Origin of the sequence: Micromonospora sp. NPDC051196, from assembly GCF_040682415.1 — a bacterium.
GTDB lineage: Bacteria > Actinomycetota > Actinomycetes > Mycobacteriales > Micromonosporaceae > Micromonospora.
Window position 1 is genome coordinate 52049 of record NZ_JBFBAY010000017.1, and the last position, 24689, is coordinate 76737.

Below are 24689 nucleotides of genomic sequence, written 5' to 3' on the forward strand. Positions count from 1 at the left end.
CCCGCCCAGGGCCTCGCGTAGCGACCCGTCAGTTGCAGGTCGTGACGGACAGCGAGCTGTCGCCGCAGAGCAGCAGGCTCGCCCGGCTGCCGCCGCCGGTGCGGTCGGCGGGGGCCATCTCCAGGCCCTGGAGGTCCAGAAGCGCCATGTCTTGTCACCTCCTCCCGTGCTGGTCGGTCTGATCGGTTCCCCTCGCATCAGCGAGGGTGTCGGGGGCGCCCGTCAGGGGCGCGAGGAAGGGCAGCGTCACCGGCGCGTCGGGCCGGGCGGCGGCCAGCGCCAGCAGGACGCCGGCGGTGCCGGTGCCGAGGTCCATGGAGAGCCGCAACAGCTGCTCACCGGGGAACGCGGTCCCGTCGGCGTACGGCAGGGCGTGCCAGGCGAGACGTTCCACCTGCGTCGCCAGCTCTGCGGCCAGCACCGCATCGTCGGGGTACGCCGCGAGGTAGGCGACGATGCCCGCCCGTCCGGCGAACAGGCCGGACTGCGCGTAGAACGGGGACCGGGCGGCGCGACGTACTCCGGCGCTCGCCTCGGCGAACCGCTCGTCGGCGCGATGCCGCAGGTACTGGTCGAGCACCAGCCCGATACCGACGCTGCCCTGCCCCAGGTAGGGCATGGTGCGCCAGCCCTCGTTGACCTCCAGCGCGCCGTCCGGGCGGACGACACAGCGGTGCAGGTCCTGCCGCAGTGCGGTGGCGGCGTGCGTCAGCAACTCCACCTCACCGGTCAGTTCGTGCAGCCGTACCAGCAGCAGCGCCGGCCCGGTACGACCGCGCAGCAGTCCCGCGTACGGGTGCCGACCGCCGCTGATGTCCGACCCCGGGTCGTCGGCGAGCTGATCGACGACCCGCTCGGCGGCCCGCCAGGCGGCGTCGCGCAGAGCCGTCTCACCGGTGCGTCCGGCCAGCTCGGCGAGGTTGAGCGCGATGCCGGACAGGCCACCGGCCAGGCTGTGGTCCAACCCGTCCCAGGGTTGCCGCAGGCAGATGTCGAGCACGTCGAGGGCGTCCTGCCGCCGGCCCAGCAGTTCCAGGGCGTACGCGACGCCGTGCAGGCCGTCGTAGAAGCCGCAGCGGGTGCCGGAGGCCGGTGAGGTGGCCCGACGTACCAGCCACCGTTCGTGCTCCGGCCAACGTCCGGCGCCGCTGACGTGCAGTGCGTACAGGACTCCGGCGGCACCATGGGCGAGGTTGAGTCCGCCGCTGCGGAACTGCTCGATGTCGCCGGGGAAGAGTCGGTCGTCGCGCTCAGGTGTCGCGCTGGCCAGGATCGCCCGGGCCAGCCGGTCGCGGTGTGCGGGCCCGACGTCGACGCTGAGGTCGGCCGGGTGGTCGGCGGCCGAATGGCCACCGGTGATCTCCGCGACGGCGGCGTCCAGCAGCTCTCTCGGCACCGGGAACCGCTCCGCGATCACGTCCGCGAGGTGCGCGACCTTGGCCGGCGCCAGCCGGACCAGTTGGGTCAGCGGGAGGAACAGCGCCAATCGTAGGCAGGCCAGGGCGTAGTGGTCGACGGCGGGACCGCTGCGATCCCGGGGGGCGGCGAAGCCCTGGTTGCGCAGGCCGGGTCGGCGGTGTCCGTCGATCGGGGCGGCGACCTCGAAGTCGACCAGCGCGATCCGGTCGTCGGGGCGGACCATGATGTTGAACAGGTGCAGGTCGCCGTAGACGAGGCCGCGTTCGTGGATGGCCCGGACGACCTGCTCGACCTGCCGGTGGACGTCCAGCGCCCAGCGGGTGTAGTCGGCGCGGTCGGCGTCGGTGGCGTCGGCGTCGATCAGTGGGTACCGGTCGACCAGCACCTTGTTCAGCGCCCGGCCCTCGATGAACTCCAGCGCCAGGAACCGGTGCTCGCCGAGGGTGAATTCGTCGTGCACCCGGGGCACCTGCGGCAGGTCGGCGAGTCGACGCAGCGCCTCGGCCTCGCGGGTCAGGCGGGTCAGCGCGTCGGTGCCGTCGGCGTCCAGCCCGGCGTGTGGCCGCGCTTCCTTGAGCACCACCTGGGTGTCGGTGCGCAGGTCCCGGCCGATGTAGAGACCGCCGCCGTTGGAGAAGTGGATGACCTTCTCGATCCGGTACGGCACCTCATCGGTGCTGGTGGCGTTGCGCGCGGCCAGGTGCGGTTCGAGGAAGTCGGGGAGCGTCACCCAGGACGGTACGTGGAAGACCGGGTCACGCCGGTCGGGCACCAGGGTGCCGTTGTCGTCCTCGATCGCCGGGACGACCTGCCCGTCCGCCGAGTGACAGTAGCGGGCGGCGAAGCCGCCGTAGCGTACGTACACCGGGCCGGCGCCGTAGCGCAGGTCGCTGAGGATGTACGGGCCGGCTTCGCCGGCGAGCAGTTCGTCGAGCTCCTTGCAGACCAGCTCCAGCTCGGCGTGGTCGCGGGGGTAGACGGTGACGAACTTGCCGCTGGCCGCCCGGGAGGCGTACTTGGAGTTGCGCAGCAGCAGGGTGCGGGGGCCCCGGAGGAACTTGAACGACAGTCCGCGCGGGACGCAGTAGTCCCAGATGGTGTCCAGCACCCGCTCGGCGTTGTCCAGGGTCGCCGACACGTGGATCTTCCAGCCCTGCTGGGGCAGCGAGCCGCCGTCCGGGGCGTAGATCAGCCAGTCGTCCAGCGGCTCGGTACGCCAACCGTCGGGCAGGGGTCGCCGGGCCGCCGCGAAAGTGGGCTGTTCGGCGGCGTTGCCGAGCGAGTCGTAGAAGTGCCGGTCGGCGGCGCAGTAGCTGTCGTAACGATCGTCCACCGTGACCACTCCCTCCGCTGATCGGCTGAGCCCCTTGTCCTGCTGGCTGATATGAGTCTGTCTGTTCGGCCTATGGCGGATCCAGTGTGATCAGTCATGAGGTGGGATGCGTGCCGCACTATCGACCATGACAAATGTCAGGTGGGTCCCGGTGTGACGGCGTGCCGGGGCGGTCGGGTCGTGCGGTTCGGTGGCGCAGGTGTCGCCGGGCTGCGCCCGATGGCGGGTGTCCAGTGGCGCCCGAGCCGGGTACGGTGCACGCCGTGACGGCAGACGATCACCCTGCGCCGGCCGATCGGCCGGTCGCTGTCCTGGCCAATCCCACCGCCGGCCGGGGACGCCACCGGGGTTTGCTGCCCCAGGTGCTGGACCGCCTGGCGGCGGGCGGACGTCCGCTACGGGTGCTGGACGCCGGCACCCGCGGACAGGCCGAGGCCGCCTGCCACGAGGCGGTGGCAGGCGGTGCGGCCGCGCTGGTCGCGGTGGGCGGCGACGGCACCGTGCACCTGGCCCTGCAGGCGGTGGCGGGCACCCGGGTGCCGTTCGGCGCGGTGCCGGCGGGCACCGGCAACGATTTCGCCGTCGAAACCGGGTTTCCCGCCGACCCACTGACTGCCGCGGACGCGATCGCGGCGGCGCTGCGGGACGGCCGTTCCCGCCCGGTCGACCTGGCCCGGATGACCGGGGCGGATGGCGGGCACCGTTGGTACGGTGCGGTGCTCGCGGCCGGCTTCGACGCGATCGTCAACGAACGGGCCAACCGGATGCGCTGGCCGCGTGGCCCGCGCCGCTACGACCTGGCGATCCTGGTGGAGTTGGCCCGGCTGCGTCCGCGTCGCTACACGCTGCGCCTCGACGGAGTGACCCACGAGACGGACGCTGTGCTGGTGGCCGTCGGCAACTGCCGGTCCTACGGCGGTGGGATGCTCATCTGCCCCGACGCCGACCCGACCGACGGACTGCTCGACGTCGTGGTGGGCGGGCGGTTCAACCGCCGCATGCTGATCCGGGAGAAGCCGAACATCTACCGCGGCACCCACGTCCAGCACCCGCTCGCGCGCAGCTACCGAGCGCGCACGGTGGAGATCGCCGCCGCCGGCATCACCGGCTACGCCGACGGTGAACGCTGCCTACCCCTCCCGGTAACCATCACCGCCACCCCCGCCGCCCTCCACCTCCTCCTCCCCTAAACCACCCCCCTTGCCCCACCCCCACCCCCTGCGCGCGTCGATCTTGCACTTTCGGTCGGGAAATAAGGCGCGAATAGGGCATGTCAGCGACCAAAACTGCAAGATCGCGGGGCGGAGCAGGGCGGGGCACGCGTGGGGCGGGGCACGGGCGGGGCACGCGCGGGTGGAGCACGGGCGGGGTGGGGCGCGGGAGGGAGGGGCGCGGGGAGGGGTGGGTCAGGGGTGGGTTAGGGGGAGGATGGAGCCTAGGCCGTTGGGGTGGCCGACGTCGGCGGTCGGGAGCACCAGCGCCGCGCAGCCGGCCGTCACCGCTGCCGCGTCGGCCGGGGTGTCGCCGACCATCAGGGCGCGCTCGGGGTCGACGCCGAGCATGCCGCAGGCCCGCCAGAAGATCGCCGGGTCGGGCTTGCAACGCCCCACCTCGTACGACAGCACGAAGGCGTCGACGAGGTCGGCGAGGCCCCAGGTGGCGAAGTGCGGGCGGATGTCGAAGCCGATGTTGCTGACCACCGCCACCCGTACCCCGGCCGACCGCAGTGCGGCCAGGGTGGGGGCGGTGTCCGGGTACGGTACCCAGCCCTCCGGCACCAGCACCCGCTCGTAGAGGGCGTCGGCGAAACCGTCGATGCCGGCGTCGACCGTGGCGGCCAGTCCGGTGTACGCGCCCCGATGGGCGTGCTCGTAGAGATCCCGGTCGGCCCACAACTCGGCCAGGTGCGGTGGCACCCGGGCCGGTAGTGGCCCGCCGGCCCGGCCCGCGGTGAGCAGCCGATCGGCCAGCGAGGTGGCCCGGACCCGGTCGAGTTCCACGCCGCACGTCGCCGCGGCGGCCAGGACCCAATCGCGGGGCTCCTCCACCTGGGCGAGCGTGCCGTGGAAGTCGAGCAGTACCGCCTCCACCGGACGGCGGGACGGGGTCGGCTGGACATCGCGTACGGGGTCGGTCGGTTCGGCATGATCCGGCACGTGGTGCACCCTACCGACCCACTCCGACCCGGCTGCCGGTCGGCCTTGCCGGGTACCTGTCAGGCGTACGGACTAATCTTGAGGCATGTCGAGCCCCGCCGAGCGGTACGCCGCGGCGCGCCGCCGGGCCGCCCAGGCCTCACAGTTCCCGGCGCTGGAAGAGTTCACCTCCGATCTCGGGTTCGACCTGGACGACTTCCAGCGGGAGTCCTGTCAGGCGCTGGAGCGGGGCAGTGGCGTGCTGGTGTGCGCGCCCACCGGCGCCGGCAAGACGGTGGTGGGCGAGTTCGCCGTACACCTGGCGCTGCGGGGCACTCCCGGCCAGCCGGCGCCGACCGACGGCGCCCGGCGCAAGTGCTTCTACACCACGCCGATCAAGGCGCTGTCCAACCAGAAGTACCACGACCTGGTCGACCGCTACGGCGCCGAGCAGGTCGGGCTGCTCACCGGCGACAACGCCATCAACGGCGACGCGCCGGTGGTGGTGATGACCACCGAGGTGCTGCGCAACATGCTCTACGCCGGCTCGGCCACCCTGGAGGGCCTGGCGTACGTGGTGATGGACGAGGTGCACTACCTCGCCGACCGGTTCCGGGGCGGGGTGTGGGAGGAGGTCATCATCCACCTGCCCGCCTCGGTCACCCTGGTGTCGCTGTCGGCGACGGTGTCCAACGCCGAGGAGTTCGCCGACTGGCTGATCACCGTACGCGGGGAGACCACGGTGGTGGTCAGCGAGCACCGGCCGGTGCCGCTGTGGCAGCACATGCTGGTCGGCAAGCGGATGTTCGACCTGTTCCACGACGCGGCGGCCGCCCGTAAGCACGACGTGCACCCGGAGTTGCTGCGCTACACCCGGGAGACGGTGCGTCGCCTCGATCTGGGCGAGGGGCGCTCCGCCGGGCCGGGCGGCGGGCGCCGGGGACCGCGTTGGCGGGGGCCGCTGCGGCCGGACATCGTCGACCGGCTGGACCGCGAGGGCTTGCTGCCGGCGATCCTGTTCATCTTCAGCCGGGCCGGCTGCGACGCGGCCGTGCAGCAGTGCCTGGCGGCCGGCCTGCGGTTGACCTCGCCCGAGGAGCGGGCCGAGATCCGCCGGGTGGTGGAGTCCCGGGTGACGGCCATCCCCGGTGAAGACCTGTCGGTGCTGGGTTACTGGGAGTGGCTCGACGGTCTGGAGCGCGGGCTGGCCAGCCACCACGCCGGGATGTTGCCGGCGTTCAAGGAGGTCGTCGAGGAGTTGTTCGTCCGTGGGCTGGTCAAGGCGGTCTTCGCCACTGAGACCCTGGCCCTGGGCATCAACATGCCGGCCCGCTGCGTGGTGCTGGAACGCCTGGTCAAGTACAACGGCGAGGCGCACGTCGACCTGACGCCGGGGGAGTACACGCAGCTCACCGGGCGGGCCGGGCGCCGGGGCATCGACGTGGAGGGGCACGCCGTGGTGGTGTGGTCCCCGGAAACCGATCCCCGGCACGTGGCGGGGCTGGCCTCCACCCGCACGTACCCGCTGCGGTCCAGCTTCCGACCCTCGTACAACATGGCGGTCAACCTGGTCGGCAGCGTCGGCGCCGAGCCGGCCCGCGCGCTGCTGGAGTCCTCGTTCGCCCAGTTCCAGGCGGACCGGTCGGTGGTCGGCCTGGCCCGGCAGGTGCAGCGCAACACCGAGACCATCGAGGCGTACGGCGTGGAGGCGGAGTGCCACCACGGCGACTTCGACGAGTACTTCGCGCTGCGGGTGTCGATCGGCGACCGGGAGCGGGCGCTCGCCCGGCAGGGCCAGAGCCAGCGCCGGGCGGCGGCGGTGGCCGCGTTGGAGCGGCTGCGCGTCGGTGACGTGATCCGGGTGCCGTCGGGTCGGCGCGCCGGCCTGGCCGTGGTGCTCGACCCGGCCGCCGGTGGATTCAGCGAGCCGCGTCCGCTGGTGCTGACCCAGGACCGCTGGGCCGGGCGGATCAGCCCCGGCGACTTCACCACGCCGGCCGAGGTGCTGGCCCGCATCCGGGTGCCCAAGCACTTCAACCCGCGTAACCCGGCGGCCCGTCGTGACCTGGCGGCGCAGGTCAGCGGCACCGGCCTGGACCGGCACAGCCGCCGGGGCGCCCGGGGCCGGCAGTCGGGCGAGGACCATCAGCTCACCCAGTTGCGCGCCGAGTTGCGGCGGCACCCCTGTCACGCCTGCCCAGAGCGGGAGGAGCACGCCCGTTGGGCGGAGCGCCGTCGCCGGCTGGAGCGCGACACCGAGGAGTTGCGTGAGCGGGTGGCCGGTCGGACGGGATCGTTGGCGCGTACCTTCGACCGGATCGTCGCGCTGCTGACCGCCCGGGGCTATCTCACCGCCGAGGGCGAGGTGACCGACGCCGGGCGGATGCTGGGACGGATCTGGACCGAGGCCGACCTGCTGGTGGCGGAGTGCCTGCGGCGGGGGGTCTGGGACGGACTGTCGCCGGCCGAACTGGCTGCCGCAGTCTCCGTGGTGGTCTTCGAGGCCCGGCGTGACGTCGACGAACGGGCGTCCCTGCCGCGCGGTCCGGTCGCCGAGGCGGTCGACTCGACCTTGAAGCTGTGGAGCGAGATCGAGTCCGACGAGGCCGCCCGTGGCCTGGCCGTGACCCGCGAACCGGACCTGGGCTTCGCCTGGCCGATCTACCGGTGGGCCCGGGGGGAGGCGTTGGCCAAGGTGTTGGCCAGCGGTCACGAACTCGATGGCGAGATGCCGGCCGGTGACTTCGTCCGGTGGGCTCGTCAGGTGGTGGATCTGCTCGGTCAGATCGCCGACTCCGGTGGCGCCTCGGCCGACCTCCGGGCCACCGCCCGGCAGGCGATCGGTGTCGTCAACCGGGGAGTGCTCGCCTACCACGCGCCAGCCTGACCCGCTTCGTCACTCGACGTCACGTCAACACCGGCTGACGGATGGTGATGTCACCGAACGGCAACGGTTTGCACAGGACAACTGATCCTATTGTGCCTGGTGAACGCTTCCCCGATCATTCTACCGGCGCGTCAGCCGCGCGCCGGTAGATGCTCTGGGGGGAGCCGCCGTGGCGGATATCAATCACTTTGAGTACGGATGGATCACACCTGCGCTCAGTTACGCGCTGTCGGTGCTGGGTTCCATTCTCGGCCTGATCTGTGCGGGCCGGATCCGTACCGCGTCGAGTGCCGGCCAGCGGGCGTGGTGGGGGACGCTCGCGGCGTGGGCCCTCGGCGGCACCGCCATCTGGACCATGCACTTCATGGCGATGCTCGGCTTCGCCGTGAGCGGCTCCCGGATCAGGTACGACGTGCCGGTCACCGTCGTCAGCGCGTTGCTCGCGGTGGTGGCTGTCGGCATCGGGTTGGCCATCGTCGGCACCGGCCGGCTGTCGACCGTACGCGTGCTCGCCGGCGGTCTGTTCACCGGCGCCGGGGTGGCGGCGATGCACTACACCGGCATGGCCGCGATGCGACTGAACGGCGAACTGGGTTACGACCCGACCCGGGTCGCGCTCTCCGTGCTGATCGCCGTGGTCGCCGCCACCGTCGCGCTGTGGCTCGCGGTGACGGTCCGTCGAGGCGTGGCGATCTTCGCCTCGGCGCTGGTGATGGGTCTGGCGGTGAACGGCATGCACTTCACCGGGATGAGCGCCCTGTCGGTGCACCTGCACGAGCAGCGGGGGGAGGTCGCCGGAGCGGAGGTGGGCAGTCTGCTGGTTCCGATCGTGCTTCTCGTGATCTTCGGCGTGGTGGGGCTGGTCTACGCGTTGCTCGCGGCGCCCACCGACGAGGACCGCGCCGCGGCGGCCTACCTGGCCGCCCGGCGGGCCCCGGCACCCGCCCCGGCCGCCGTCGACACGCCGGACCCGGTGGGCTTGCGTGCACGCTCCACCCTGGCCCGCCCTGGTGCCCAGTTCCCGTCCCGGCGGGACCGCCCGCCGCGCTGATCCCGCTCGGACCGGCCGTGGTCCCGGCCAGCGTCGCTGGTCAGGGCCACGGCCGAGGGCGGTCAGGGAGGGCTTTCCGGTGCGGACGGGCGCTGCTGACCGCCGATCCCGCTACGGTCCCTGATGGACGGTTGCGGAAAGTGTCGTACCCGGTACTCATCATGTATTCATGGCTGTCCCCGCCCTCACCCCGCGCAACACCCCGCCGCGCTCGTTGCCGTTGCGCGAGGCGCGTACCCGACTGAGTCAGCTCGTCGCGATGGCGGAGCTGACCGACACCGTCACCGTGGTCACCCGCGACGGCGACTCCCGGCCGGTCGCCGCCATCGTGCCGGCCGACGCCGCCCGCAGTGCCGCCCAGGCTCGCGCTGACGCCGGCCGGCTCGCCGAGGTCACCGCGGGCTGGTCCCGGCGCCTCGAAGCGCAGCGCGAGCAGGCTGGTCGCCGTCACGCCGCCGAACTTCGTGCGATGCGAGCGGCGCTCGCCGCGGTGTGGGCCGAGTTGGAGCGCCGGGCCACGCCGGGTGATGCCGAGTTGGCCCGGCTGCGCGCGGCGCACGCTGACCTGCTCGCCGGCTGATCGGCCGCGAATCAGCGACCGATCGCCGACCATCAGTCGCCCGTCGAGCCTGTCCTGCATCTCGCTTGGGTAACCGCGGTCATCCCGATGGCACCGGTCGGCCACAATAGACCCTCACGATGGCTGTAGCCGGGGGTGACGATGAGCGAGTTCGAAGCACCGACCGGCGCGCCCCCACAGCGGCCCGCCAGCCCCGACCGGACGGCCCGCACGCGGTGGCTGCGTCTCGCCGCGTTGCTCGTCCTGCTGGTGGTGGCCGCGGTCACGGTGGTGCGGGTGGTCAGCGTGACCGGCCCACCCAGCCGTGATCAGTTGCGGGAACGCGCCGGGCTCACGGGTAAGCAGGAGTTGCTCGTCGGCGTGAAGGATGATCAGCCGGGAGTGTCGCAGCTGTTGGAGAACGGCGCGTTCGCGGGCTTCGACATCGAGATCGCTTACATGATCGCGGAGGATCTCGGCTTCGACGCGCCCCGGGTGCGGTTCCTGCCCATCGAGAGCGAGGACCGAGCCCGTCGGCAGGCGCGCACTCCCGACGGCCGTTACGTCACGGTAGATCTGGTCATCGCCTCGTACAGCATCACCGACGACCGCCGGCGGCAGGGTGTGGTCTTCTCCGCACCGTACCTACAGACCGAACAGTCGGTGGTCACCCGTGCCGACAGCGACCTGCGACCGACCACCTTCAACGACCTCGCCGGCCGGAAGGTCTGCACGCTGGCGACCTCGACGGCCGAGCGGAACCTGACCGCGGCCGGCGCGAAGGCCCATGGCCGCAACCGGATCAGCCAGTGCATCCAGGAGCTGTACGACGGCAAGATCGACGCGGTGACCACCGATGCGGCGATCCTGGCCGGATTCGTGGCCCCGCCCCCCGTCGAGCAGGCACCACCGGTGAACAAGCTGACGAATCCCAAACCGCTGCGTCATTTCGACATCGGCGCCGACGGTGATGAGCTGTGGGGCGTCAACACCGGCCCCGACCGGGCCATGCGTGACCTGGTCAATCTCTCGCTGGAGGAGGCGCGTACCGGTCGCAACGGCAAGCGGTGGCGGGCCGCCTTCGACCGCTACCTCGGCTACGCCCAGCAGTACAACGACGAGCAGCAGGTTGCGGTCGACCGGCAACCGCCGCCCGGCCCGGCGGACAAGGTGGAGGTGCGGCAGTGGCCCTGGGAGAGGTTCGCATGGCGGCACCCGAACCAACCACGGACGGGTCTGTCGCCCGCAGTCACTCGGGTGCGCGCCAGACGCAGCAGTGGCTGCTGACGCTGCTGCCCGCCTTTCCGCTACTGCTGCTGGTGCTGCGGTTGTGGCGGCTCAGTCGGCAGGACATGTCGACGATGCTGCTGCTCGTGCAGTACGTCAGCCCGCTCGGGCTGCTCAGCGCGCTGCTCATCGCGCTGGTCTGGGCGGTGCCGCTGGTGGTGCTGGTACCGGTCGTACTCGGCCGGTTGTTGCAGGTCAGCGCGCCCGAGCGGTTCGACCCGGAGCGGTCGCTGCTCGCCTACGCCGCCGCGCGTACGCCAGGCTGGGTGCTGGTGGTGACGGGCGCACTCGCCACCCTCACCTGGCAGCTGCGGTTCCTGCCGGGCCTGGTGATGCTGCTGGTGTGGCTGATCGCCCTGCACATCCGCAGCCGGTACCCTGACCGCCCGCGACTGCTGCTGGCCACCGGCCTGATCGTGCCGGTCGTCGTCGCGGCGGTCGGCTACGCCTGCCTGGCCCCGGCCATCCGGTCGGCGCTCGGGCACGGCGAACTGGCCACGGCCCTGCTGCTGGCGCTCCCGCCCGCCGGTGCGCTGGTGTTGACCGGCCCGGTGCCGGCGCGGATGGCCCCGGCCGTGACCCGGGTGGTCATCTACGCGGTCGGCGCGCTGATGCCGCTGTTGACGGGTGCGGTGTTCCTGCGCGTTCCGCTGCTGCCGGCGGTGGCCGTCGAGGTCGGCCAGCCGGACACCCAGGAGGTGGTGCTGGGCGAGGCGGTGACGGTGACCGACCGGATGACCATCGTCCTGAGCCGCTCCGGCGAGGTCCGCTTCCTGCCCAATGACGACGTTCGGGCGCAGGTGCTCTGCCCGGACGCGGACCGGGTGCCGAGCAGCCGGGTGAACGTGGCCGGGTGGCCGGTGGAGGACACCGCGCTGGAGTGGCTCATGCCGCGCCGACCGGTGGGTGCGCCGGACCCGCGCTGCGGCGGCCTGGTGCCGTTGCCGTTGCCGTCGGCGACGCCGTCAGCCGGGCCGTGACCGCCCTTTGAGGCGACGGCCCAGCTCACGGGCGATCTCCCGGTCCGCGTCACGAGTGGCGAGCGCCTGGCGTTTGTCGTACGACCGGCGACCCTTGGCCACGGCGAGTTCGACCTTGGCCCAGCCGCCGGAGAAGTACATCGACAGCGGTACCAGGGTGAACCCGCCCTCCCGGATCTGGGCCAGGATCCGGGCGATCTCCACCCGGCGCAGCAGCAGCTTGCGGGTCCGGCGGGGGGCGTGGTTGGTCCAGCTGCCGTAGCCGTACTCGGCGATGTGCAGGCCGTAGAGCATGATCTCTCCGTCGCGTTCCTGCGCGAAGGCGTCGACCAGCGAGACGCGACCGGCTCGCAGCGACTTGACCTCGGTGCCGGCCAGCACGATCCCGGCCTCGTACGTCTTGAGGATGGTGTAGTCGTGCCGGGCCTTGCGGTTCGACGCGACCAGCGTCCGTTCGCCGCTCCGGGAGGTGCTCACCCGGCGAAGGATATCCGCCCCCGTGACGGGTGCCCACGGCCGCCGCAGCGCGCGGCCTGGTCACCGACCGGATCGACACCCTCGTCCGGGGCCCGGTTCACGGCTGGCGGGTGTGTGTTCAACCTGGTTCTCGCGCTCGGCCTGGCCGCGCTGCTGTTCGCCGGCTTCGCCCTCGGCTGACCTGGGGCGGCACCGGCGCGGCCGAGGACCGGACAACCGGTTCCCGGCCGCGCGTCGGCCTCACAGGGCAGGTACGCCGAGGCGGTCGAGCAGGCGGCGGCGCAGCGCGCCGAAGGCCGGGTCCTCCGGAGACCGGGTGGACCCGAGGTGAACCGGCAGTTCCTCGGCGATGACACCGGCCTCCAGGACGAGCAGGCGGTCGGCGAGCAGCAGCGCCTCCTCCACGTCATGGGTGACCAGCAGTGCGGCGAAGCCGTGTTCGGTGCGCAGCCGGCGTAGCAGGCCCTGCATGCGCAGCCGGGTGAGCGCGTCGAGCGCGCCGAACGGTTCGTCGAGCAGCAGCAGGTCCGGTTCGCGTACCAGGGCCCGTGCGACCGCTACCCGCTGCGCCTGCCCGCCGGAGAGTTCGGCGGGCCAGGCCCGGTGCCGATCGGCGAGGCCGACCTCCGCCAGCGCCCGGGCGACCCGGTCGGCCACGTCCGGGCCGCTCAGTCCGAGCGCGACATTGTCCGCCACCCGTTTCCACGGCAGCAGACGGTGTTCCTGGAACACCACCGCGGCCCTGCCGTGCAGCACGATCTCGCCGGTGGCCTCGTCGTCGAGGCCGGCGAGCACCCGCAGCAGGGTGCTCTTGCCGGAGCCGCTGCCGCCGAGCAGGGCGACCACCTCACCCGGCGCGATGGCCAATCCTACGCCGGTCAGCACCGTGCTGGCACCGAAGCGGCGGCGTACGCCGGTGGCGGTGAGCACCGTCGCCCGGTCGGTCAGACCGCCCGAAGTCCGCGACGCCATGTCAGCGCCCTCCTTTCCACGATCCGGATGGTGACGTCGGACAGCAGGCCGAGCAGGGCGTAGACGAGCAGGCCGAGGACCACCACGTCGGTCTGGCTGAACTCGCGGGCCTCCATCATCAGGAAGCCGATGCCGGTCTGGGCGTTGACCTGCTCGCCGACCACGAGGCTGAGCCAGGCAGCGCCGATGGCCAGTCGCAGGCCGAGGAAGAGTGCGGGCAGTGCGCCCGGCAGCACCACGTGTCGCAGCCGGGCGAGCGCCCCCAGTCCGCAGGTACGGGCCGCCTCGACCAGCCGTTCGTCGATGTCCCTGATGCCGGCGTAGGTGTTGAAGTACAGGGGGAAGAAGGCGCCGAGGGCGACCAGGCTGACCTTCAGTGACTCGCCGATGCCGACCCAGATGATGAGCAGCGGCACCAATCCGAGGTGCGGCAGCATCCGAGCCATCTGCACCGGCGGATCGACCAGGTCGTCGCCGATGCGCAGCAGCCCGGCGAGCGCGCCGAGCAGTACGGCGAGTCCGCCGCCGATGAGCAGCCCGACGCCCGCCCGGGTGAGGGAGTCGAGCAGGTGGGTCAGCAGGGTGCCGTCACGGGTCAGCCGCCAACCGGTGGCCAGCACCGTGCTGGGTGCCGGTAACTTCTCCGCCGCCAGCAGCCCGGACCGGGCCGCCAGTTCCCAACCGACGACCAGCAGCAGCGGAGTGGTCAGCCGACGCCAGGCCAGGAGACGCCCGGGCCGTCGGGGTACGCCCGGCTCGGTGGCCGGTGCGGTGACCGGCGCCAGCGGTACGACGGTCGCCCTGGTCACCGGAACACCTCGGTGAAGCGGGCGTCGATCCGGGCGCGGATGTCCACCGGGCCGGGAATGAGTTCGAGGGTGGCGAAGCCGTCCGCGATGGCCTGCAACTCGTCACCGACCGCCGGGGTGACCGGCGCCAGGGCGCGGGCGCTGCGGGCCAGGGCCCGGCTGGTGGTGTCCTCGGGAATCTTCAGTTCCGGGGCGAGCACCGCGGTCCGTTCGGTCGGGTTGGCGATGCCCCAGTCGGTGACCGTGCGGTAGGTATGCAGGAACGTCTCGATCTGCGGAGACTTGTTCGTCAACGCGTCCGGGTGGGCCAGCACGTACTCGCGGTTGCTGGCCAGGCCGGTGGCGTCGGCGAGGATCCGCACCCCGGGGCGCTCGGCGAGGGCGAAGTAGGGGTCCCAGATGACCCAGGCGTCGACCTGCCCGTTGTCGAAGGCGGGCCGGGCCTCGGCGGGCTTGAGGTACTTGACGTTGATGTCCTGCAACGTGAGGTTGTGTGCCTCCAGCAGCCGGACCAGCAGCCAGTGCACGTTGGATCCCTTGTTGAGTGCCACTGTGCGCCCCTTGAGGTCGGCGAAGGTGCGCAGCCCGGAGTCCTCCTTGACCAGTACGGCCTCGCCCTGCGGAATCGGTTCCGAGGTGCCGATGATCTGGAACGGGATCCGGCCGGCGGCGGCGAAGATCGGCGGTGCCTCTCCGGTCTGGCCGATGTCGATCGAGCCCGCCTTGAGTGCTTCGGTCAGCGCCGGCCCACTCTCGAACAGCGACCACTCGGCGTCCGGCGCCGCACCTCGGGCCTTGACCAGGCTCAGCCCGCCGAAACGCTGGTAGCCGATGCGCAGTCGGGGCGTGCCGTCGTCCCCACCGGTCGGCTCGCCGGCGCAGCCGGTCAGCGTCCCGAGGGCGACCAGGGTGAGCACCGTCAGGACGGCGGTGACGCGGGAACGACGCGGGGCAGGGGTACGCATGAGGGCTCCTCGACAGCGAAACGGGATCCGGTGAACATCGATGAACGTTTAGCGGCGGCATCAGCCTACTAACCCGATAGGTTTTATGGGTAGTCTGTTCGGGTGGCCGTCCTGAGTCCAGCCCGGACGGGCGGTCGGACCAGCCCCCCTCGCCCGGAGGATCGAGCCATGTCGTTGACCTTCCACTGGTTTCTGCCCACGTACGGCGACAGCCGGGACATCGTCGGCGGTGGTCACGGGGTGCCGGTGGGCAGGGCCGGCGGCTCCCGTCCACCGACCGTCGCCTATCTCGGCCAGATCGCCCGTACGGCCGAACAGTTGGGCTTCGTCGGGGCGCTCACGCCAACCGGAGCCTGGTGCGAGGACGCCTGGCTGAGCACCGCGATGCTGACCGAGGTCACCGAGCGACTGAAGTTCCTGGTGGCCTTCCGACCGGGCCTGCTCTCGCCGACCCTGGCGGCGCAGATGGGAGCCACCTTCCAACGCCTCTCCGGTGGGCGGCTGCTGGTCAACGTGGTCACCGGTGGCGAGGCCCACGAGCAGCGCGCCTACGGCGACTTCCTGGACAAGAACGCCCGGTACGCCCGTACCGACGAGTTCCTGCACGTGGTGCGGGCGCTGTGGGGTGGCGACACGGTCGACCACGTCGGTGAGCACGTCCGGGTCGAGCGGGCGCGGCTGGCCCGGCTACCCGACCCGGTGCCGCCTGTCTACTTCGGAGGGTCGTCCGCCGCCGCCGGTCCGGTTGCGGCCCGACACAGCGACGTCTACCTCACCTGGGGTGAGCCGCCCGCGCAGGTCGCCGCGAAGCTCGACTGGATCCGCGGGCTGGCCACCGAGGCCGGACGCACCGTCCGCTTCGGCATCCGGCTGCACGTCGTCGCCCGCGACACCAGCGAGCAGGCGTGGGCACAAGCCCGACGGCTGCTCGACGGCATCGCCGACGCCGACATCCAGGCCGCCCAGGAGGGGCTGCGCCGCAGCGAGTCGGAGGGACAGCGCCGGATGCTCGACCTGCACGGCGGATCCCGCGACGGCCTGGAGGTCGCGCCGAATCTCTGGGCCGGCGTCGGGCTGGTCCGCGGCGGCGCGGGCACCGCGCTGGTGGGCAGCCACACCGAGGTGGCCGATCGGATCGCCGAGTACCACGCCCTCGGCATCGACGAGTTCGTCCTGTCCGGACAGCCCCACCTGGAGGAGGCGTACTGGTTCGGCGAAGGGGTGCTGCCGGTGTTGCGCGAGCGTGGACTGTGGCGGCACCCGGCCGGACCGGCCGCGACCGTCTCCCAGCCCACCGGCATCCCGTTCGCCACCCCGCCGGTACCGACGGGGCGTGGTTAGGGCTGCGGTGTCGAGGCAGCCGGAGCAGTCGACCGCCGCCGGCGGAGCAGCAGCTCAGCTGGCGTGGCGGGCGAAGAAGGCGGCCAACACCTCGGTGTGCGTGGAGAACGCCAACTCGGTCGGCTGGGTCAGCACCAGCCACTCGGTGGCCTCCGCCGTCGGCGCCGAGGCCGGCAACTCCTCCACCGGGCGGGTCGGCAGTTCACCGAAGATGAGCAGCGTGCCGCCGGCCGGCGCGCTCTGCACCGCGACCAGTTCGGCGTCCTCCGCGTCGGCGACCAGTCCGGTCTCCTCCCACAGTTCGCGCACCAGCGCCTCAGACCACTGCTCGCCGTACTCGATGAAGCCGCCGGGCAGCGCGAGCAGCCCACGGGCGGGCTCGATGGCGCGCCGGACGACGACCACACCGAGGCCACTGGCCGTGCGTACCGGCAGCAGCGCCACCGCGACGGGCAGGGGATTGCGCCACACCGTCTGGCCGCAGTCCGTGCAGAGCCGAGGCCAACCGGCCGGTGCCGGATATGCGGAGCCGCAGTACGAGCAGTGCGAGTGGGACACTCCGGTCATGCCGCTGCACGTTACCGCCGTACGCCCCCGGTCGCCGGTCCGGGTCCGCCGCGTTCAGGGTGTGGCGAGGCGGGCGCTGCCGATCGCGTCCATCCGTCCCCACCGTCCGGGAATGTCGAGCAGCTCGATCCGGCCGAATCGCTGCGGTATCGCCGGGTGGACCACCAGGTGTTCGCCGTACGGTTCGAGGCCGAGCAGGGTACGCAGCAGAAGGAAGGTGGCGCCCGTCGCGGACGCCTGCGGGCTGTTCGCCGCCGGGTACGGCACGGGATACCGGGTCACGTCCCGGTCGTAGCCTGCGAACGACTCCGGCATCCGTCCGCCGAAGTGCTGGGCGGCGTCGATGATGGCCTCGGCGATGACTCCCGCCTCGGCGACGAAGCCGTACCGGCGCAACCCGGCGGCGATCAACGAGTTGTCGAACGGCCACACCGTGCCCAGGTGATAGCCGAGCGGGTTGTAGCGGGCCTGCCCCTTGCCGAGCGTCCGTACCCCCCAGCCGGAGAACAACTGGGCCCCCATCAGGTGACGGGCTACCGCCGGGGCCCGGGACTCGTCCACGATGCCGCTCCACAGCAGGTGGCCCATGTTCGAGGCGAGGGCGTCGACGTGGTCGCCGTCCGGGCCGAGCGCCAGCGCGAAGTACTCGCCGTCGTCGATCCAGAAGTCCCGGTTGAACCGCTGCTTGAGCTCCTCGGCCTGTCGTTCCAGGCGGTCGGCGTACGCCGGGTCGCCCCAGAACTCGCGCGCCAGCCGGGCACCACGCCGTTTGGCGTCGTACGCGTAACCCTGTAGTTCGCAGGTGGCCCGGGGCAGTCCGGGCAGCCGGCCGTCGCGGTAGCAGATCGCCTCCGGCGAGTCCTTCCAGCAGTGGTTCAGGGCACCGCTGCGATCGTTGCGTCGCTGGTACCAGATGTAGCCGTCACCGCGGATGTCGCCGTACTCGTCGATCCAGTGCAGGGCCGCACGAGCGGCGTCCTCGAGGTCGCGGACCAGCTTGCCGTCACCGGTCCACCGCTCGTACTCGTCGAGCAGCACGACGAACAGCGGCGTGACGTCCGCACCGCCGAAGTACGGTGACTGAGGCCGCTCCTCGAACGCTGCCATCTCCCCGTACCGGAACTCGTTGAGTATCTTGCCGGGCTCCTCGTCCCGGAAGTCGTCGAGCACCGTGCCCTGATCCAACGCGAGCAGCCGAAGCGTGGTGGCGGCAGTCCGGGGGACGAAGGGCAGGGTCTGGAAGCAGGTGAGGATGGCGTCGCGGCCGACGATGGTGGCCGCCCAGGGCAGCCCGGCGGCGAGCATCGTCTCGTGCGGCATCGCGAGTGGCGAGAACCGCAGACCGGCCAGGTCCGCCAGGCCGCGTTGGTAGGTCGTGGTCAGCGGCCGCCAGTCACAGTGCAGTCGCGGTGCGTCGGTCAGCCATTGGCTGAGGTCATGACGCAACTGGGTGCCGACCTGGCCGTGTACATGCCCCAACTGTTCGCGTACGTCGGCGCCGTCCGGGCGCAGCACCATGCTCCGGACGTTCAGCGTGGTGCTCCACCGCCCCTGCCGGTCGACCCGGATCCGGTAGGTCATCCCATGGCCGTCGACGTCGGCCGGTTCGGTGGTCGAGATCTCCGTGGCGCGGTGGAACCGCTCCCGCCGGTAGCCGAGCCGCAGACGGTCGTCCGACACCTCCCGGTATCCGCGCAACCGTGACGCCCGCGGCCAGACCACGTTGTAGATCGGCGCGAAGTCGCTGTCGACGTCGATGCGGATGACGTAGTCGGCCGGTTCGCCGGTGTGGTTGAGCACGATGAGACGTTCGGTGAAGCTGCTGTCGGAGATCCACCGGTCGCGGATGACCGAGACCTTCGCGTCGACGTAGTGGGTCGGGTTCCCGGGCACCAGGAAGAACCGGATCTCGTAGTAGCTCGGCTCGTGAATCGCCAGCGGGTGCAGCTGCTCTCCGTTCAGGCTCAGCCGCCAGGTGGACAGGAAACGGGTGTCGAAGGCGAAGAACCCGCTCGGGCTGGGCGGACTGAACGTCATGTCCCCGTTGTCCTCGCTGAGCGCGAAGATGTTGCCGTCGAGGATGCGCACCATTCGTCTCATCGCGCTTCCCGATCGTCCGTCGGGGGCGGCCCAGCGGCAGCGACCCGGGGATGGCGGGCCTCGTTCGGCGGGGCGAACAGGCGCTCCAGCATGATCACGAAACGGAACTCGCCATCCGCGGTGAAGTCGTTGCGCAGCCAGGCCGGCAGCGGCTTGACCTCACCGCGCGCCATCCGGAGAAACAGCGCCTCATCGGCGCCGATCACGGTGTCGGCGTCTGCCGTGCCGCCCTGGGACACGGTGATCCGGCCCTGGTCGATGCTGACCAGCCAGTGGGTCACGCCGTCGGGGTGGGCGAGATCGAAGCGGACGCTGCCGGAAACCTGCCGTAGCATTCGTCCCCCGCCGTGCGCGAGGTCGTCGAAGAATGCCCGCACCGACTCCGACATCGCACCAACTCCAAGGGTCGCAACCCGGTGGTGATCGACAGCGGAGGACCGGACCAGCGGGACGGGCGGTCGATGAGCGCAGGCTCTGCCGCTGTTTGTCACTTTAGCGGCTTTGATCCGCGTACGGGCCGTCTCGGTCGGGCCGTCGGTTCCGGCACCTCGGGTCCTGGATATTGCCGTTGGTTTGCGCCTCGGATGGGTCTATGGTGGTTCGATGTACCCCGCCGCGCTGCTCAACCGCGTCGCCGTTGTCACGGCGACGCCGGTGTCGGCTGCGGCGACCCGTCCGGACTGCGTTTCCGGGCAGGTTGGTCACGGCCAGCCGAGCCCCGCAGGTCGGAGCCCTCCGGAAATCGTCCAACCACAGGGACGACCAAGGGCGAAGCCAAAGGCTTCGACCCTTTTCTTTTTCCGGGAGAGGGATCCGACATGAGCACCGAAACCTATGACCAGAAGTGGCTGACCGAACTCAGAACGACGCTCACGCACGAGTTCGAAACGCAGACCGCGCGGCTGACCCAGCTGACCGCGGACACCGGCGACCCGGCCGAGGCCCACACCAACGCCGCGTTGATCGCCGCCACCCGGCAGAGCCTTGCCCAGATCACCGACGCGCTGCGGCGGCTGAGCAGCGGGAGCTACGGCGACTGCGAGAAGTGCGGCACGGCGATCCCGCGCGAGCGCCTGGAGATCCTGCCGCAGGCCCGTTTCTGCGTACCCTGCCAGCAGAAGCAGAACCGCTGACCGGGCGCGGGCTGCCGGGACCTACCGGTACGGCAGCCCGCCCTCGTTGGACGCACCGTCGGTGATCAGCCGGGCGGTGACCGTGGCGGTCATGCCGTCGGGTCGGTGGGTGAGGGTCAACGCTCCGGTCAACTGATGAGCCAACCAGAGCCCCCGGCCGCCCGGGGTGTCGGTGGCCGGCAGGTTCACCGTCAAGCCGGCGCCGCCGGGCCCGTGGTCGGTCACCTCGCAGACCAGACGGTCGGCGTGCCGGAACAGTTCCAGTCGGCCTCGGCCGCCGCCGTGCAGCACAGCGTTGGTGACCAGTTCGTGGACGGCCAGGACAAGATCCTCGGCCGCGTCGCCGCGCAGGCCGGCGGCGGCGATCCGCGCGGCGAGCAGATGTCGTAGCGCGGTCACGGTCTGCCCGGTGAAGGACAGCGACAGCAGGGAGGCGACCTCGTCACCGCCGGATGACGCGCCGTCCGGGCCGCTGACGTCCGGTCGGTCGAGGTTGCTCATGCTGGCAGATTACGTTGTCCGGTGACATCCGCACCCCTTGCCCGAGGGCAAGAGAATCGCCCTGACCTGGGTGCGGTGGCCGACCTGGTGATCTGAGTGCCGCAGCTCGCGGTGATCGGCGAGCCGTGGGGGCCGATGCCGTCCGGGCCCGATGACGCGATGCGTGGTGGCCGCCGTGCCCTGGCCGTGCTTTGCTCTGCTTCAACCCGCGCCATGCTTCGCCACCGGACTCGGTTGCCGCACGGCCGGGCACGGCGCCCGCAGTGGCCCGGGCGCGACGAGGGACGACAAGGAGACCCGGACATGGCTGACTTCGTCGGCGCGGTCGACCAGGGCACCACCAGCACCCGCTTCATGATCTTCGATCATGGTGGCAACGAGGTGGGTCGCCACCAGCTGGAACACCAGCAGATCCTGCCGAGGGCCGGCTGGGTGGAGCACAACCCGCTGGAGATCTGGGAACGGACCCGGACGGTGGTGCGCACCGCGCTGAACACGCACAGCCTGGCCGCCTCCGACCTGGTCGCGCTGGGCGTGACGAACCAGCGGGAAACCACGGTGGTGTGGAACCGGCGCACCGGCCGGCCCTACTACAACGCGATCGTCTGGCAGGACACCCGTACCGACCGCATCGCTGCGGCGCTGGAACGCGACGGACGGGGTGAGATCATCCGGCGCAGGGCCGGGGTGCCGCCGGCAACGTACTTCTCCGCCGGCAAGATCCAGTGGATCCTGGAGAACGTCGACGGGGTGCGGGCAGCCGCCGAGCGCGGTGAGGCGATCTTCGGCAACACCGACACCTGGCTGCTGTGGCATCTGACCGGTGGCGTCGACAACGGTGCACACGTCACCGACCCCACCAACGCCAGCCGCACCATGCTGATGGACCTGGAGACCCTGGACTGGGACGACGAACTGCTGTCGTTCTTCGACATCCCCCGCGCGATGCTGCCCCGGATCGTCGCGTCGTCGGATCCGCACGCCTACGGCACCACCCTGCGCGACGGCCCGTTCGCCGGCCCGGTCCGGATCACCGGCGACCTGGGTGACCAGCAGGCCGCCACCGTCGGGCAGGTCTGCTTCGCGCCGGGCGAGGCCAAGAACACCTACGGTACGGGCAACTTCATGCTGCTCAACACCGGTACGGAGATCGTCCGCTCGGAGGCTGGGCTGCTCACCACCGTGTGCTACCAGTTCGCTGGTGAGCCGCCGGTGTACGCGCTGGAGGGCAGCATCGCCGTCACCGGCTCCGCTGTGCAGTGGCTACGCGACCAGTTGAAGATCATCAGGACTGCCGCGCAGAGCGAAGACCTCGCCCGGCAGGTCGACGACAACGGCGGGGTCTACTTCGTACCGGCCTTCTCCGGCCTGTTCGCCCCGTACTGGCGTGCCGACGCCCGAGGCGCCATCGTCGGGCTGTCCCGCTACAACACCGACGCCCATCTCGCCCGGGCCGCCCTGGAGGCGATCTGCTACCAGAGCCGGGACGTGGCCGAGGCCATGGCACAGGACTCCGGCGTGGCCGTGGAGTGCCTCAAGGTCGACGGTGGGGTCACCGTGAACGACCTGTGCATGCAGTTGCAGGCGGACATCCTCGGCGTACCGGTCAGTCGGCCGGTGGTCGCCGAGACCACGGCGCTGGGCGCCGCGTACGCCGCCGGGCTCGCCGTCGGCTTCTGGAAGGACACCGACGAGCTGCGGGAAAACTGGAACGAGAGCCGGCGCTGGCACCCGTCCTGGTCGGCGCAGCAGCGCGCGGCCGGGTACGCGGGCTGGCAGAAGGCCGTCCGGCGCACGCTCGACTGGGTGGACGTGGAGTGACCTCACGTCCCGGTGGCTGGTCGTCGGCGGGGCGCGCCGGTTGACGGATCGTTGCCGGGCATACCCGGCTGATGTGGCTTAACATCCCGATGTCGGGCACGGGGCCAGGCGTGGAGAAGGGCGGCCATGCGGGTCATGCGTGCGATCGTGGCGATCGTCGTCGTACTGTCGGCCGGGGTGCTGACGGGATCGGCGAACGCGTCCGCGTCGTCGCCGTTCACCGTGGTCAACGGATCCATCCAGCCGGCCACCGGGACACCGAAGCCGGTGTCGGGCACCCATGCCACCCTGTGGCGCAACACCAGCTACGCGCTGACCACCGTGCAGGGCTCCGGATCGCTGGTCGTGGGCGCGATCGGCGACCACTGCGACGGGTGGCCCACCATCCGGGTGAGCGTGGGCGGCACCCCGGTCGGTGAGGTGGCGGTGGTCAGCGCCACCGACTATGGCGCCTATCGGGTCGGTGGGCCACTGCCCGAGGGGCGGCACAGTGTGCGGATCGAGCTGGTCAACGACCGGTACACCGGCGAGTGCGACCGCAACGCGCACCTGGCGTACGCCCGGATCGAGGCGGCGCCGCCGATCGATACCACGTTCAGCTTCGCGGTCGTCCCCGACACCCAGGAGGAGGTGCTGGACGCCTCGGACAACCGGCTGCGGGAGCGGGTCGACTGGCTGGTGGCGCAGCGCGACGCGCTCGATCTGCGCTTCGTCACCCACTCCGGGGACGTGGTCAACTACGACACCCCGGACCACGTCCAGTACGTCCGGGCGAGCACTGCACTGCGCCCGCTGGAGCGGGCCGGGGTGCCGTACACGTTGGCCATCGGCAACCACGACGGCCAGGTCTTCGGCCCGGACGGCAAGCCGCGCAGCCCGGCCGGGCCGCTGCTGCGCGACACGACGGTGTTCAACCGGTACTTCACCGCCGGGCGCTCCGGGGCGGTGCAGGGCCAGTTCGAGGCGGGCAAGGTCGACAACGCCTACGCCACCTATCCGGCCGGGGGAGTGAGCTGGCTGGTGCTGACCCTGGAGTTGTGGCCACGGCGGGCGGCGGTCGCCTGGGCGCAGCGCGTCGTCGCCGCCCACCCGCGGCACAACGTCGTCGTGGTCACCCACCACTACCTGGAAAGCAACGCGAGCATCGGGCAGAGCGCGGGGTTCGGTTCCACCAGCCCGCAGTACGTCTTCGACAACCTGGTGCGGCGCTACCCCAACATCCGGTTCGTCTTCTCCGGGCACACCGGCACGGCGGCGTCGCGGGTGGACACCGGTGTGCACGGCAACCGGGTCTACTCGTTCCTCCAGACCTTCCACTCCAAGCGGACCAACCCGGTCCGGCTGGTCGAGATCGACACGGCGGCGGACTCGCTGCGCACCTGGATCTACGCGCCGCACACCGCCGAGAACTTCCCGGCGCACGAGCGCACGTACACCGGCCTCGGCCTGGTGCGCTGATCCCCGCGCCGACCTTGTCGCAAAACCAACTCAATACCGTCTCATTATTCGCCGGGAGTATTGAGATGCCGGTACAGGGTGGCCCGGGAAACACCGCAGGCGGCGGCGATCTCGTCGATGGAGTGCGTGCCCGCCTCATGCATCCGGCGGGCCGCCAGCAGTTGCTCCGGGCCCAACGACCGGGGCCTGCCGGGTCGCCGCCGCCCGACCAGCACCGACCCGGCCCTACCGTGGACCCGCGTCGACCCGTCGGCGACGGAGGCGACCCCGCCGGCGTCGCTGTCCCGGGGCTGCTCGGCGGTCGGCGGGTCGGCCAGCAGCCGGCGGACGCCGTCGAGCATGTCCGCGCGGAGCACCGGCGCGGGTACCTCCATGAGGAACACCACCGGGTCACTGCACATCGCGATCGCCTGCACCGCCCGCACCCGGTCGCGGCGGCTCGGGTCGGGGCCGGCGAGAATCTCGTTGGCCCGCATCGCGATCCGCAGCAGCCGGTGGTAGGTGCTGCCGTGATCGACCAGCGCGAGGTCGTGCAGGAGCATGCCGAGGCGACCGCGATGTTCCAGCATGGTGTCCACCCAGCCCTCCAGCAGCGTCCACCTCGCCTGCCCGGGTGGCAGTGCCCCGGCGGTGTCCAGCAGCTTCTCCAGGTCGCTGACCATCGGCTCGGCCAAGGCGGTGAGCAGGTGCCCCTTGCTGGGGAAGTGGTAGAGGATCGCGGCCTTGGTCAGCCCGAGGCGCTCGGCGATCTGGCGCAGCGAGGTGCGCTGGTAGCCGTGCCCGGCGAACAGCTCGAACGCGGCACGCAGGATCCGCTCGCGGGTGCCGTCGGTCTCCGCCCAGGTCATGCCGTTGAGCGTAACCGTCACTGACCGCCGGTAGGACGGCTCGCGG

General features: G+C 71.4%; 22 protein-coding genes. 10 read left to right on the plus strand and 12 right to left on the minus strand.

Annotation, left to right across the window (positions count from 1 at the left end; all coding sequences use genetic code 11):
* Nucleotides 1-28: 28 nt before the first annotated feature.
* Entirely contained in the window at nt 29-148 is a 120-nt protein-coding gene (locus AB0M35_RS25165; RefSeq protein ID WP_013734295.1) for a SapB/AmfS family lanthipeptide, read from the minus strand.
* A 6-nt stretch (nt 149-154) separates the two neighbouring features.
* Nucleotides 155-2752, minus strand: coding sequence for a class III lanthionine synthetase LanKC (lanKC, locus tag AB0M35_RS25170; RefSeq protein WP_363748335.1), 2598 nt, complete (start codon nt 2750-2752; stop codon nt 155-157).
* Nucleotides 2753-3006: 254 nt separating this feature from the next.
* Between lanKC and AB0M35_RS25175 the strand changes: the two genes are divergently transcribed.
* Nucleotides 3007-3942, plus strand: a complete 936-nt coding sequence (locus AB0M35_RS25175; RefSeq protein WP_363748404.1) for a diacylglycerol kinase — start codon at nt 3007-3009, stop codon at nt 3940-3942.
* 216 nt (nt 3943-4158) lie between these two features.
* On the opposite strand, the gene AB0M35_RS25180 is transcribed toward AB0M35_RS25175, so the two are convergent.
* Nucleotides 4159-4842 carry an HAD-IA family hydrolase gene (locus tag AB0M35_RS25180; RefSeq protein WP_363748406.1) on the minus strand — a complete coding sequence of 228 codons (684 nt, stop codon included), beginning with the start codon at nt 4840-4842 and terminating at the stop codon, nt 4159-4161.
* Nucleotides 4843-4993: 151 nt separating this feature from the next.
* On the opposite strand from AB0M35_RS25180, the gene AB0M35_RS25185 reads away from it, so the two are divergent.
* From AB0M35_RS25185 to AB0M35_RS25205, 5 genes are all read left to right on the plus strand, one after another.
* The gene (locus AB0M35_RS25185) at nt 4994-7774 is read left to right on the plus strand and encodes a DEAD/DEAH box helicase (RefSeq protein ID WP_363748336.1); all 2781 of its coding nucleotides are present in this window, start codon (nt 4994-4996) and stop codon (nt 7772-7774) included.
* A 169-nt stretch (nt 7775-7943) separates the two neighbouring features.
* On the plus strand, nt 7944-8825 hold the full coding sequence (locus AB0M35_RS25190) for an MHYT domain-containing protein (protein WP_363748338.1): 882 nt from the start codon (nt 7944-7946) through the stop codon (nt 8823-8825).
* 169 nt (nt 8826-8994) lie between these two features.
* Nucleotides 8995-9405: a type II toxin-antitoxin system Phd/YefM family antitoxin gene (locus AB0M35_RS25195; RefSeq protein ID WP_363748340.1), complete on the plus strand. Its 411-nt coding sequence runs from the start codon at nt 8995-8997 to the stop codon at nt 9403-9405.
* A gap of 141 nt (nt 9406-9546) precedes the next feature.
* Nucleotides 9547-10671: a transporter substrate-binding domain-containing protein gene (locus AB0M35_RS25200; RefSeq protein ID WP_363748342.1), complete on the plus strand. Its 1125-nt coding sequence runs from the start codon at nt 9547-9549 to the stop codon at nt 10669-10671.
* Entirely contained in the window at nt 10590-11651 is a 1062-nt protein-coding gene (locus AB0M35_RS25205) for a hypothetical protein (protein ID WP_363748344.1), read from the plus strand. Before AB0M35_RS25200 ends, AB0M35_RS25205 begins: the two co-directional genes overlap by 82 nt.
* Here the strand turns inward: AB0M35_RS25205 and smpB are convergent.
* From smpB to AB0M35_RS25225, 4 genes are all read right to left on the minus strand, one after another.
* Nucleotides 11637-12128 carry an SsrA-binding protein SmpB gene (gene smpB / locus AB0M35_RS25210; RefSeq protein ID WP_363748346.1) on the minus strand — a complete coding sequence of 164 codons (492 nt, stop codon included), beginning with the start codon at nt 12126-12128 and terminating at the stop codon, nt 11637-11639. The genes AB0M35_RS25205 and smpB overlap by 15 nt on opposite strands.
* A 240-nt stretch (nt 12129-12368) precedes the next feature.
* Entirely contained in the window at nt 12369-13100 is a 732-nt protein-coding gene (locus AB0M35_RS25215; RefSeq protein ID WP_363748348.1) for an ABC transporter ATP-binding protein, read from the minus strand.
* On the minus strand, nt 13073-13909 hold the full coding sequence (locus AB0M35_RS25220) for an ABC transporter permease (protein WP_363748350.1): 837 nt from the start codon (nt 13907-13909) through the stop codon (nt 13073-13075). The genes AB0M35_RS25215 and AB0M35_RS25220 overlap by 28 nt, the downstream gene beginning before the upstream one ends.
* Entirely contained in the window at nt 13906-14874 is a 969-nt protein-coding gene (locus AB0M35_RS25225) for an aliphatic sulfonate ABC transporter substrate-binding protein (protein ID WP_363748352.1), read from the minus strand. Before AB0M35_RS25225 ends, AB0M35_RS25220 begins: the two co-directional genes overlap by 4 nt.
* A gap of 168 nt (nt 14875-15042) precedes the next feature.
* On the opposite strand from AB0M35_RS25225, the gene AB0M35_RS25230 reads away from it, so the two are divergent.
* Nucleotides 15043-16215, plus strand: a complete 1173-nt coding sequence (locus tag AB0M35_RS25230) for an LLM class flavin-dependent oxidoreductase (RefSeq protein ID WP_363748354.1) — start codon at nt 15043-15045, stop codon at nt 16213-16215.
* A gap of 54 nt (nt 16216-16269) precedes the next feature.
* Here AB0M35_RS25230 and AB0M35_RS25235 read toward each other — a convergent pair whose 3' ends face one another.
* From AB0M35_RS25235 to AB0M35_RS25245, 3 genes are read right to left on the minus strand one after another with little or no spacing between them, the layout of a single operon-like run.
* Nucleotides 16270-16782, minus strand: coding sequence for an NUDIX domain-containing protein (locus AB0M35_RS25235; RefSeq protein ID WP_363748356.1), 513 nt, complete (start codon nt 16780-16782; stop codon nt 16270-16272).
* Nucleotides 16783-16836: 54 nt separating this feature from the next.
* Nucleotides 16837-18882 carry a glycogen debranching N-terminal domain-containing protein gene (locus tag AB0M35_RS25240; RefSeq protein WP_363748358.1) on the minus strand — a complete coding sequence of 682 codons (2046 nt, stop codon included), beginning with the start codon at nt 18880-18882 and terminating at the stop codon, nt 16837-16839.
* Nucleotides 18879-19271 carry an SCP2 sterol-binding domain-containing protein gene (locus AB0M35_RS25245; protein WP_363748359.1) on the minus strand — a complete coding sequence of 131 codons (393 nt, stop codon included), beginning with the start codon at nt 19269-19271 and terminating at the stop codon, nt 18879-18881. The genes AB0M35_RS25240 and AB0M35_RS25245 overlap by 4 nt, the downstream gene beginning before the upstream one ends.
* 429 nt (nt 19272-19700) lie before the next feature.
* Between AB0M35_RS25245 and AB0M35_RS25250 the strand changes: the two genes are divergently transcribed.
* On the plus strand, nt 19701-20015 hold the full coding sequence (locus AB0M35_RS25250; protein ID WP_363748361.1) for a TraR/DksA C4-type zinc finger protein: 315 nt from the start codon (nt 19701-19703) through the stop codon (nt 20013-20015).
* Between the two features lie 21 nt (nt 20016-20036).
* Here the strand turns inward: AB0M35_RS25250 and AB0M35_RS25255 are convergent, their stop codons facing one another.
* Nucleotides 20037-20516, minus strand: a complete 480-nt coding sequence (locus tag AB0M35_RS25255) for an ATP-binding protein (RefSeq protein WP_363748363.1) — start codon at nt 20514-20516, stop codon at nt 20037-20039.
* 303 nt (nt 20517-20819) lie between these two features.
* Here AB0M35_RS25255 and glpK point away from each other — a divergent pair, with 303 nt between their 5' ends.
* Nucleotides 20820-22337 (plus strand): glycerol kinase GlpK, encoded by a 1518-nt coding sequence (gene glpK / locus AB0M35_RS25260; protein WP_363748364.1) that lies wholly within the window; start codon nt 20820-20822, stop codon nt 22335-22337.
* Nucleotides 22338-22463: 126 nt separating this feature from the next.
* On the plus strand, nt 22464-23795 hold the full coding sequence (locus AB0M35_RS25265) for a carbohydrate-binding domain-containing protein (RefSeq protein ID WP_363748366.1): 1332 nt from the start codon (nt 22464-22466) through the stop codon (nt 23793-23795).
* A gap of 44 nt (nt 23796-23839) precedes the next feature.
* Here AB0M35_RS25265 and AB0M35_RS25270 read toward each other — a convergent pair whose 3' ends face one another.
* Entirely contained in the window at nt 23840-24643 is an 804-nt protein-coding gene (locus AB0M35_RS25270; protein ID WP_363748367.1) for a TetR family transcriptional regulator, read from the minus strand.
* Nucleotides 24644-24689 lie beyond the last annotated feature (46 nt).